This window comes from Streptomyces klenkii, assembly GCF_003626645.1.
In the GTDB taxonomy this organism is placed as follows: domain Bacteria; phylum Actinomycetota; class Actinomycetes; order Streptomycetales; family Streptomycetaceae; genus Streptomyces; species Streptomyces klenkii.
The window spans coordinates 1-1,401 of sequence record NZ_RBAM01000081.1 but is presented as its reverse complement, the minus strand read 5'-3'; the positions used below and the strand labels follow the sequence as shown (position 1 = coordinate 1,401).

4 protein-coding genes are annotated in these 1,401 nt (G+C 69.2%); all 4 read left to right on the top strand.

The features are described from left to right. Nucleotides 1-615: alkane 1-monooxygenase (locus D7231_RS34760; protein WP_147449883.1), on the top strand; the 615-nt coding region annotated here is incomplete at its 5' end. After that, nucleotides 612-785, top strand: coding sequence for a rubredoxin (locus tag D7231_RS34755; protein WP_120760349.1), 174 nt, complete (start codon nucleotides 612-614; stop codon nucleotides 783-785). The genes D7231_RS34760 and D7231_RS34755, both read left to right, overlap by 4 nt. Further along, a complete protein-coding gene (locus D7231_RS34750; RefSeq protein WP_120760347.1) occupies nucleotides 782-955 on the top strand; it encodes a rubredoxin in 174 nt (57 codons plus the stop codon). Before D7231_RS34755 ends, D7231_RS34750 begins: the two co-directional genes overlap by 4 nt. Next, nucleotides 948-1,401: FAD-dependent oxidoreductase (locus D7231_RS34745; protein ID WP_158673895.1), on the top strand; the 454-nt coding region annotated here is incomplete at its 3' end. The genes D7231_RS34750 and D7231_RS34745, both read left to right, overlap by 8 nt.

Here is a 1,401-nt window from a genome sequence, read left to right as displayed (position 1 = left end):
CGGTTCGGCGAGAGCTTCTGGGGGTTCCTGCCCCGCACCGTCCTGGGCAGTCTGCGGTCGGCCTGGCATCTGGAGAAGACCCGGCTGAACCGGCAGGGCCGCAGTCCCTGGACGCTGCGCAATGACGTGCTCAATGCCTGGGCGATGTCGGTGGTGCTCTTCGCCGCCCTTGGGCTGGCCTTCGGGCCGGGCATCCTGGCGTACCTGTTCCTGCAGGCCGTCTTCGGCTTCTGCCTGCTGGAAGTCGTCAACTACATCGAGCACTACGGTCTGCTGCGCCAGCGCACCGCATCCGGACGGTATGAGCGGTGTGCCCCCCGGCACAGCTGGAACAGTGACAACGTCACCTCCAATGTGCTGCTGTATCACCTGCAGCGGCACAGCGATCACCACGCCAATCCCACCCGGCGTTATCAGGCCCTGCGGCACTTCGAGGGCATCCCGGAGATGCCGACCGGCTACGCCGGCATGATCGTCCTGGCGTATTTCCCGCCGCTGTGGCGTCGCATCATGGACCGCCGGGTCCTGGCCCACTACGGGGATGACATCGCCCTGGTGAACATCCACCCCGCCAAGCGTTCCGCTGTCCTGACCCGGCACGGAGCCGCCGCATGAGCCGCTACCGCTGCCCGGTGTGTGAATACATCTACGACGAGCGGGCCGGGGCTCCCCGCGAGGGCTTCCCCGCCGGCACCGCCTGGGACCGGATCCCGGACGACTGGTGCTGTCCCGACTGCGGCGTCCGGGAAAAGATCGACTTCGAGCCCGTGGAGGCTGCGGTATGAGGAAGTGGCAGTGCCTGGTGTGTGGCTGGCTCTACGACGAGGCCGAGGGCTGGCCCGACGAGGGGATCGCCCCTGGCACGCGGTGGGAGGACATCCCCGACGACTGGTGCTGTCCCGACTGCGGAGCGGCCAAGGCCGACTTTGAGATGGTCGAGGTCTCGCATGTCTGAGCCCCTGGTCATTGTCGGCACCGGCATCGCCGGGGCCACCGCGGCCCTGACGCTGCGGTCCGAGGGATTCGACGGACGTATCGTCATGATCGGCGACGATCCTTCCGCCCCGTACCGGCGACCGCCGCTGTCGAAAGAGGTGCTGCGCGGCGGGCAGGCCCCCTCCCGGACCCTGCTCAAGCCCGTCGGCCACTGGGCGGACCACGGCATCGAACTGCTGACGGACGCCACCGTCACCGAACTGGACCCCGCCGCCCGGAAGATCACCCTCACCGGCGGCGTCCGGATCACCTACCACCAGCTGCTGCTCGCCACCGGAGGACGACCCCGCCGTCTCCCGCAGACCAGCGGGCTGCGCGCCGTCCATCACCTGCGCACCCTCGCAGACGCCCAGGCACTGCGCGGTGCCCTCCTCCGCGGCGGACATGTCCTCGTGGTCGGCGCCG

What these genes read in the sequence shown, in the direction of transcription:
- D7231_RS34755 (WP_120760349.1), top strand. Translation starts at nt 612, where the DNA reads ATGAGCCGCTACCGCTGCCCGGTGTGTGAATACATCTACGACGAGCGG.
- D7231_RS34750 (WP_120760347.1), top strand. Translation starts at nt 782, where the DNA reads ATGAGGAAGTGGCAGTGCCTGGTGTGTGGCTGGCTCTACGACGAGGCC.